At 73.1% G+C, this 9,179-nt stretch carries 7 protein-coding genes; 1 reads left to right on the top strand and 6 read right to left on the bottom strand.

The window, feature by feature from the left end:
• Positions 1-406 precede the first annotated feature (406 nt).
• Complete coding sequence (locus tag ACTUAL_RS02335) at positions 407-697, top strand: hypothetical protein (protein WP_440899109.1); 291 nt, start codon at positions 407-409, stop codon at positions 695-697.
• A 108-nt stretch (positions 698-805) separates the two neighbouring features.
• Here the strand turns inward: ACTUAL_RS02335 and ACTUAL_RS02330 are convergent, their stop codons facing one another.
• From ACTUAL_RS02330 to ACTUAL_RS02305, 6 genes are all read right to left on the bottom strand, one after another.
• Positions 806-1,546: a sirohydrochlorin chelatase gene (locus tag ACTUAL_RS02330; protein ID WP_440899108.1), complete on the bottom strand. Its 741-nt coding sequence runs from the start codon at positions 1,544-1,546 to the stop codon at positions 806-808.
• A 23-nt stretch (positions 1,547-1,569) separates the two neighbouring features.
• Positions 1,570-2,781 (bottom strand): uroporphyrinogen-III synthase, encoded by a 1,212-nt coding sequence (locus tag ACTUAL_RS02325; protein ID WP_440899107.1) that lies wholly within the window; start codon positions 2,779-2,781, stop codon positions 1,570-1,572.
• Positions 2,778-3,098, bottom strand: a complete 321-nt coding sequence (gene nirD, locus ACTUAL_RS02320; protein ID WP_373565519.1) for a nitrite reductase small subunit NirD — start codon at positions 3,096-3,098, stop codon at positions 2,778-2,780. Before nirD ends, ACTUAL_RS02325 begins: the two co-directional genes overlap by 4 nt.
• Before the next feature lie 14 nt (positions 3,099-3,112).
• The gene (nirB, locus tag ACTUAL_RS02315; protein WP_440899106.1) at positions 3,113-5,617 is read right to left on the bottom strand and encodes a nitrite reductase large subunit NirB; all 2,505 of its coding nucleotides are present in this window, start codon (positions 5,615-5,617) and stop codon (positions 3,113-3,115) included.
• Positions 5,618-6,011: 394 nt separating this feature from the next.
• The gene (locus ACTUAL_RS02310) at positions 6,012-7,364 is read right to left on the bottom strand and encodes an MFS transporter (RefSeq protein WP_440899105.1); all 1,353 of its coding nucleotides are present in this window, start codon (positions 7,362-7,364) and stop codon (positions 6,012-6,014) included.
• Between the two features lie 241 nt (positions 7,365-7,605).
• Positions 7,606-9,042 carry an FAD-dependent oxidoreductase gene (locus tag ACTUAL_RS02305; RefSeq protein WP_440899104.1) on the bottom strand — a complete coding sequence of 479 codons (1,437 nt, stop codon included), beginning with the start codon at positions 9,040-9,042 and terminating at the stop codon, positions 7,606-7,608.
• Positions 9,043-9,179: the final 137 nt, after the last annotated feature.

Here is a 9,179-nt window from a genome sequence, read left to right as displayed (position 1 = left end):
GAAGCGAGCCCACGCAGCCCCATTCCCGCGTCCCTCTTTCCCGTTTGGCCTGGCGAAGCCCGAGCACGCACGTCAAGATGCCGCCGCACTGCCCGGAAGACCGCCCGAGTCGGACGGCGTCTTGACGAGCGTGCTTGCCTGAAAGGAGGCCAAACGGGAAAGAGGGACCCCGCCCACCGCAGTGGTAAACGGGACCACAGGACCAACGGTCACCGGCCGGCAGAGCCCGTATCCCCTCTTTTTTGGAGGTCTGCCCCGCCGGCGAGGCGTGCCCTTCAGCTTTTGATCTTCAGCCTTTGATCTTGAAACTCGCCAAGCAGCGAAGATCACCAGAAGTATTCGCCTGCGTTCCTCCCCGCCGAATCTCTATGGTGGACAGCCCCCAACCAAGGAGCCGATCCACAGCATGGCGAAGCACACCCCTGGGATGACCGTGATGTTCAAGCACCAGAAGCACGTGGTCCTCAGGACGAACCTGAAGGTCGGCGGCAAGGACGCGTTGATGATCACGCCGCTGCACAAGGTCAAGCCGTCCGGCGACGCCACCTACATCAAGGAGAACACCAGCTGGGACTACCGCTGGTTCCAGCTCGGTCATGGAACGGTCGTCGAGGCCACTGCGGTCTCCAACACCGGGGTCTTCCCGTTCTCCCTCAACAAGGAGACGATGAAGACCCTCCTGAAGGCGCTGAACTAGCCCTTCCCACGTCCTGAGGACGTCCCCGCACCACTTGCCCCACCGGTACGCCGCACCGCGGCACCTGAGGCACGCGGGGGAGAGAGAAGCCCAGTCAGCCACCGCCCCTCAAGCCGCCCACCGCGAACAACGCCCCTCGTAATACCGCAGCAAAATCGCCTCAACCACCCGATCATGCGCACCGATCGGCTCAGACACGATCTCGGCCCCGCACTCCCGCATCCCCCGGTGAAAAACCCCAGGCGCCAACAACCACGACGCCACCGCAACCCGCCCACCCCACCCAGCCCCAGCCCCAGCTCCAGCCCCACCCACACCCGCACCCGCAGCCCCACCGGCACCCGCGCCCGCACCCACACCCGCAGCCCGAACCTCAGCCACCACCTCCCCGATCCGAGGCGAAGCAGTAGCCGCATACCCAACCCGAACCGGCCCCCCAACCCGCTGGCCCAGCACCTCCGCGACCTTCCGAACCTCCCCCAACGCCCGAGCGTCCGAAGACCCAGCCGCCCCGAGCACCACCGGGTCCCCCTCCCTCCACCCGGCTTCCCGCAACCGCTCCACCACCGCCGGAACCACCGCCGCCCCGATCGGCTCGGTGATCACCACATCCCGGTGCCCCGACGCCACGACCTGCGCAGGCACATCAACCCGCACGTGGTACCCAGCCGCCAAGAACGCAGGCACCACCACCGCCGCCCCCCGAACCTCCCGCAACACCGCGGTCACGTCAGGCTGCCGCACGTCCGCGTAAGCAACCCGGACGTCAACCCCACCCCGCTCCCGGACCAACCGCGCGATCTCCTCGACGACCACACCCCCACCCGGATGCCGAGTCCCGTGCGCCACCAGCACCAACGTGCCCCCCGCGCTCACACCGCCACCCCACCGCACTCGAACCGCGAGGGCTCCACCGCCAACCGGTACCCCCGCTTCACCACGGTCGCCACCACCCCCGGATCCCCGAGCGCGGTCCGCAACCGCCCCACCGCCGTCTCCACCGCGTGCTCCTCCCCACCCCCGGGCAACGCCGCCAACAACTCCTTCCGCGACACCACCCGCCCCCGCGCCTGCACCAACGCCCGCAGCACCGCCATGGGCGCGGGCGCGACCGGCCGCAGCTCCCCGTCCACCAGCACCCCCTGCCCCCGCAGCTCGATCTCCCGCCCCTCCACCGGAACCCGAACCGCCCGAGCCGGGAGCTCCACCACCACTTCCCTGGCCAACGCCCCCATCCGGGCCCGCCCCGGCTGCACCACCGGAACCCCCACCGCGACCAGCGGCCCGGCCGCGATCGCCCCCACGCACACCACCAGCACCCGCCGCAGCGCCCCGACGACCTCCTCGTACCGCCCCATCTGCCGAGCCGTCTCCAGCACCGACGCCGCCGCGGGCGCCGAGGTGAACGTCATCGCGTCCACCTGCCCCGACAGCACCCCTTCCAGCAACCTCTCCAACGGCCCTGGATCGGCAGGCCCCGTCCACCGGTAGACCGGGACCTCCACCACCTCAGCCCCGGCCTCCCGCAGCGCCCCGGTGAACTCCGGCAGCGGAATCCCGTGCAGCTGCACCGCGATCCGCTTCCCCGCCACCCCCAGCCCCAGCAGGTGCTCCAACAGCTCGGCGTTGGACTCGCTCGACGGCGACCAGTCCTCCACCAGCCCGGCGGCCCGCACGGCCCCCCGCGCCTTCGGCCCCCGCGCCAGCAGCAACCCGTCCCCGAGCGCCGTCAACAACCGCGCCCCGAGCCCCCACCCCTCCGCGGCCTCGACCCACCCCCGGAACCCGATCCCGGTGGTGGCCACGACCGCGTCGACCTGCCGGGCGAGCACCAGCTCCGTGGCCTCCAGCAGCTTCGCGTCGTCGTGCAGCGGGACGATCCGGATCGCAGGCCCGTGCAGCACCGCCGCGCCCTTCCGCTCCAGCAGGGCCACCAGCTCCTCGGCCCGCCGGGCCGCGGTGACCCCCACCGTGAACCCCGCGAGCGGCCCGGCGGCGCCACCCGCAGCCGCACCCCCGCCCGCGGCGCCCCCGCCCTCGGCAGCCCCACCCGCGGCAGCCCCGCCCGCCACACCCCCGGTCACGGCGCTCCCACCCGCACGACACCCTCCACCACGCTCACCGGGTACGACTCGACCACGACCGCCGGATCGTCCAGGCACCTCCCGGTGCTCAGCTCGAAAGCCTGCTTGTACAGCGGCGAGATCACCACCGGGACCCCGCCCCGGTCCCCGACGATCCCCCGCGACAGCACCGCCGCCCCGCTGAACGGGTCCACGTTGCCCAGCGCGTGCAACCCCCCGTCGCTGGTGAGGAACAGCGCCACCTGCGTCCCGTCGGGCAGCAGGGCGGCGACGCCGCGCTCGGGCTGCAACGCGCTCAACTCGCACACTGGAGTCATGGGGCACACTCCTGTCATCGGGCCACCTCCGGGATTCCGAGCACGACCGGCACGCGCTGGCCCCGCTCCTCGCGGAAGGAGATCGTCGGGTCCGGCGCTCCCGGCGCGTTCACGAACGACGTGAACCGCGCCAGCTTCTCCGGGTCGTCCAGCACTCCCCGCCACTCGTCGGCGTAGGAGTCGACGTGCTTGGCCATCGCCGCTTCCAGGTCCGCGCAGATGCCGAGGCTGTCGTGCACGACCACGTCGCGCAGGTGGTCGAGCCCGCCCTCCATGGACTCGATCCACGGCGCGGTGCGCTGCAGCTTGTCGGCCGTGCGGATGTAGAACATCAGGAACCGGTCGATGATCCTGACCAGCGTCTCCGTGTCCACGTCGGACACCAGCAGGTCGGCGTGCCGGGGCGTGAACCCGCCGTTGCCGCCGACGTACAGGTTCCACCCGTTCTCCGTCGCGATGACCCCGAAGTCCTTGCCGCGCGCCTCCGCGCACTCGCGCGCGCACCCGGACACCGCCGACTTGAACTTGTGCGGCGAGCGCAGCCCCCGGTAGCGCAGCTCCAGCTCGATGGCGAGCCCCACCGAGTCCTGCACGCCGAAGCGGCACCACGTCGACCCGACGCAGGACTTCACCGTGCGCAGCGACTTGCCGTAGGCGTGCCCGGACTCGAACCCGGCGTCCACCAGCCGCCGCCAGATGAGCGGCAGCTGGTCCACGGTCGCCCCGAACAGGTCGATCCGCTGCCCGCCGGTGATCTTCGTGTAGAGCCCGTAGTCGCGGGCCACCTCGCCGATCACGATCAGCTTCTCCGGCGTGATCTCGCCGCCGGGGATGCGCGGCACCACCGAGTAGGTGCCGTTGCGCTGGATGTTCGCCAGGAACCGGTCGTTGGTGTCCTGGAGGGTGACCTGCTCGCCGCCCAGGATGTGCCCGTTCTCCAGCGACGCCAGGATCGACGCCACCGCGGGCTTGCACAGGTCGCACCCGCGCCCGCTGCCGTGCCTGGCGACCAGCTCGCTGAACGTCCCGATCCCGGTCGAGCGGACGATCTCGAACAGCTCGGCGCGGGACTGCGGGAAGTGCTCGCACAGCGCGCGGGACTGCTCGACCCCGCACTCCGCCAGCAGCTTCTTCAGCATCGGCACGCACGAGCCGCACCCGGTGCCCGCCTTGGTGCACGCCTTGATGCCCGGCACGTCCGCGGCCTGCCCGCTGGTGATCGCGTCGGTGACCTGCTGCTTGGTGACCGCGTGGCAGGAGCACACCTGCGCGTCGGCGGGCAGCGCCAGCTCGACCGCCGCCGCGCCGATGAGGGACACCGGGTCGCCGGGCACCGGGCGGCCGACGAGGGGGCGCAGCGCCGAGTACCTGGAGGCGTCGCCGACGAGCACGCCGCCGAGGAGGGTCCTGGCGTCGTCGGAGACGACGACCTTGGCGTAGGTCCCGGCGACGGCGTCGTTGACCACGACCTCCAGCGCGCCGGGCGAGGTGGCGTGCGCGTCGCCGAACGAGGCGACGTCGACGCCGAGGAGCTTGAGCTTGGTGGAGGTGTCCGCGCCGGGGAACTCGGCCGCGCCGCCGAGGAGGCGGTCGGCGACGACCTCGGCCATGGCGTAGCCGGGGGCGACCAGCCCGTACACCGCGCCGCCGACGAGCGCGCACTCGCCGACGGCGTAGACGTCCGGGTCGGAGGTGCGGCAGCCGCCGTCCACGACGACGCCGCCGCGCGGTCCGACGTCGAGCCCGGCCGCGCGGGCCAGCTCGTCGCGGGGCCGGATGCCCGCCGAGAACACCACGACGTCCAGGTCCAGCTCGCGGCCGTCGGACAGGGTGGCGGCGAGCCGGTCGCCGTCGCGGGTGACGGCGGTGGCCGAGACTCCCGTGTGGACGGTCAGGCCGAGCTTCTCCACCATGCGCCCCAGCAGCGCGCCGCCGCCCTCGTCGATCTGCAGCGGCATCAGGCGCGGGCCCAGCTCGACCACGTGCGGGGAGATCCCCATGCCGCGCAGGGCGTTCGCGGCCTCCAGGCCGAGCAGCCCGCCGCCGAGCACCATGCCCGCGCGGCGGCCCATGCCCCGCTGCCCCGCTCCCCGGTGGCGCGCCGCGTCGACGGTCGCCCGGATCGCGTCCAGGTCGTCGATGGTGCGGTAGACGTGGCAGCCGGGCAGGTCCCGGCCGGGGACCGGGGGCACGAACGGGCTGGACCCGGTGGCCAGCACGAGCGCGTCGTAGGCCAGCTCGGCCCCGGTGGAGGTGCGCACGCGCTTGGCGGCGCGGTCGATCCCGGTGGCCGACTCGCCGAGGCGCAGCTCGACCGCGTCGTCGTGCGGCTCCAGCGCGAGGCCGCTCGCGTCCCAGGTGTCGACGTAGCTGGAGAGCGCGACCCGGTCGTACGCGGCCCTGGGCTCCTCGGCCAGGACCACCACGCGCCAGGCCCCGTCGACGTCCCTTTCCCGCACCGCCTGGACCAGGCGGTGACCGACCATGCCGTGACCGACGACCAGAAGCGTCCGCGTCATCGAAACCAACCTCCTCCGACCCGGAGAAATGCTCACCGGGAACGGTATCGCTGGAAAGACGGGCGAGTTTCGCGAGCGTTAAAGCACGCTCACACCGCACGTCAGGGGCTTGTGCGCGGGGTCCGCGCTTCCGGTGGGCGGCGCGCCGCCCTCACCACGCGGTCGGGCGTTTCTGCCGTACGAACGTTCGTTTTCCAACAACCCACGAATTCCGGAAAACCCCGGAATTCAGCGTTCCACCTGCGCGGTTGGCGGTCCCGCGAGATCGCGGGACCGCACCGCCGCTCACCCTTTCGAGCGCCTTTTGGTGGCCGTGCTCACACGCTTTTGATCAAGCCGGCGCGTGCGGGGTCCCGGCGTCGGGCGCCGGTCCCCCGCGCCGCGACCCCCGCCGTCAGATCCCGGCGTGCGCCAGGCTGGGCGCCCGCCCGAACGAGACGCGCCGGAGGTAGAACCACCACGTGGTGACCACGCACAGCGCGTAGAACCCCAGGAACGCCGTCAGCGCGGGCGCGAGGGTCTTGCCGCCCTCCAGGGAGAACTTGAACACCAGGTTGACCAGCACCCCGCCGAACGCCCCGACCGCGCCCGCGATGCCCACCACGGCGGCGGCCTGCCGCTTGGCGGACGCGGCATCCGCGACCTGCGTCGCGAAGATCGCCGGGATCATCCGGTAGGTCGAGCCGTTGCCCAGGCCCGTCAGCACGAACAGCACGATGAACGAGCCGAAGAACAGCGGGAAGCTGCGCGCCTCCACGCTCACCAGCACGCCCGCGCACCCCAGCGCGAGCCCGACGAACACGCCGACGGTGACCCGCGCGCCACCGAGCCGGTCCGCGAGCCAGCCGCCGAACGGCCGGGTCACCGAGCCGATGAGCGCGCCGAGGAACGCCAGCGCCACGAACCCCTTCTGCTCGGCGAAGCTGAGCTTGATCAGGGACGGGAAGGCGAACGAGAAGCCGATGAACGAGCCGAACGTGCCGATGTAGAGCAGCGACATGACCCAGGTGTGCCGGTTGGTCATCGCCAGCCGGTAGGAGGTGCCGTCCGGCCTGGCCTCGGTGAGGCTGTCCATGAACAGCCACGCGCAGGCCGTGGACACGACCACGAACGGCATCCACACCAGCGCCGCGTACGCGAGGTTGATCCCGGTGCCCCAGGTGATCACGATCGGCACGACCAGCTGCACCATCGCCACGCCGAGGTTGCCGCCCGCCGCGTTCAGGCCGAGCGCCAGGCCCTTCTTGCCCTCCGGGTAGAAGAACGAGATGTTGGCCATCGACGAGGAGAAGTTCCCACCGCCGAAGCCGGTCGTGGCGGCGGTGAGCAGGAAGAACCAGTACGGCGTCCCCGGAGTGCTGACCGCGTGGGCCAGCATCGCGCACGGGATCAGCAGCATCCCCGCGCTGAACGCCGTCCACGCCCGACCGCCGAAGCGGGGCACCGCGAACGTGTAAGGCACCCGCAGCACCGCGCCCACCAGGTTGGGCACGATCAGCAGCCAGAAGGTCTGCCCCACCGTGAAGGCGAAACCGACCTGGCCGAGGCTGACCACGACGATGCTCATGAGGCTCCACACCGTGAAGCCGAGGTTCTCCGCGAGGACGGAGAACACCAGGTTCTTGCGCGCGACCCGCCTGCCCTCGCGCGCCCAGAACTCCGGGTCCTCGGGCTCCCACCGGTCGATCCACCGCCCGCCGCGCCTGCTCCGCGCGACCGCGCCCCGATCCTCGTGCACCGTGCTCATCGAGACCTCCAGAACCACCGATCGCTTGTGGGGCAACCTAAGGAGCCGCGGTTACCCCGGCGTGCGATCGCGTGTCGTGTCGGGCAATTCCCCCGCACACCGGGTGGCGGGGAGCTGTGAGGGGAGGCCGCGGGGGTCACCGGGGGCGACCGCCGGGCGGGGGTCCGGGAGGTGGGGAGCGTCGGGGGCGGGACGCGGGGGTCACCGGGGCGACCGCCTGCGCGGTCGAGAGCCGTCGCGCTCACTCGGCAGCCGCCAACCAGTCCGCGATCCCGCACACCGCGTCCCGGCACCCGCCGCACCCCGTGCTGGCGCGGGTCGCCTCCACCAACCCCGGCACCGAGCGCGCACCGGCCCGCCAGGCGCTCACCAGCTGCCCCTTGCTGACCGTGTTGCACCGGCACACCACCGCCCCGGCGGGCAGGTCCGCCGGACTCGCCTCCGCGACCGCCCCGGCGGGCAGCGCGCGCCCCAGCAGCAGCCCCAGCCGGTCCGACGGCGCGGGCAGCCCCCGGTCGTACAGCTGGGTCACCGCCGCCGCCGCGTCCGGCACGCCCAGCAGGATCGCCCCGGCGACCCGGTCGTCGCGCAGCACGAGCTTCGCGTACCGCCCGCGCGCCGGGTCCTCCAGCGCCAGCACCTCGGCCCGCTCGTCGTCCACGCCCACGTGGGCCTCGCCCAGCGCCACCAGGTCGACGTCCCGCGCCTTGAGCCGGGTCACCGCCCCGCCACCCCGGTAGCGGGCGGCCGGGTCGGTCCCGGTGAGCCGGTCGGCGAGCACGGCGGCCTGCTCCCACGCGGGCTGCACCAGCCCGGTCGGGGCGCCCTCGTGCTGGGCGCAGTCGCCGATGGCGTGCACCCTCGGGTCGTCGGTGCGCAGCGCGTCGTCCACCAGCACGCCCCGGTCCACGGCGATCCCGGCCTGCGCGGCCAGCTCCACCGAGGGCCGCACGCCCGCCGCCACCACGAGCAGGTCGGCGGCCAGCCGCGTCCCGTCCGCCAGCAGCAGCCCCTCGCCGGGCTCGTACCGCTCGGCGACCGCGCCCAGCCGCAGTTCCACGCCCAGCCCGCCCAGGGCCCTGGCGAGCACCCGCCCGGCGCCCGCGTCGAGCTGCCGCTCCATCAGGTGCGACCGGGGGTGCACGACGGTCACCAGGCACCCGCGCGCCACCAGCCCGCGCGCGGCCTCCAGCCCGAGCAGCCCGCCGCCGAGCACCACGACGGGCGCGCCGGGCCTGGCCGCCGAGGTGATGGCGGCGCAGTCGTCCAGGGTCCGGAACGCGACCGCGCCGGGCGCGAGCACCCCGTCCACCCCGGTCAGCCCCGCGACCGGCGGCAGCCACGGCCGGGCCCCGGTGGCGAGCACGAGCGCGTCGTAGGGCACCTCGCCGTCGTCCACCTGCACGACCCGCCGCACCCGGTCGACCTTGCCGACCGACGCGCCCAGCCTCAGGTCCACGGCGGACCGCTCGGCCCAGTCGGGGGCGTGCAGCAGCACCGACTCCGGCGGCAGCGCGCCCGCGACGACGCTGGAGAGCAGCACCCGGTTGTACGCGGGGTGGCGCTCGGCGCCGAGCAGGGTGAGCCCGACCCGCTCCCCGCCGGGGTCGCGCCGCAGCACCTCCTCGGCGAACCTGGCGCCCGCCATGCCATGGCCCACGACGACGACACGCCTCACGTTCCCGACCCCCCACCCGCGCCAGCGGGTGGGAACCCACCCCACCGCAGCACGAAGACACCCGGCACCACACCGGACCCGAAACCACCGACCAACCGGAAGCGCGCCGCGGACCAGACCCGGCACGCCAACCGCCG

Source organism: Actinosynnema sp. (genome assembly GCF_052038725.1).
The sequence above is the reverse complement of the archived record's forward strand: the minus strand, read 5'-3'. Positions and strand labels throughout refer to the sequence as shown.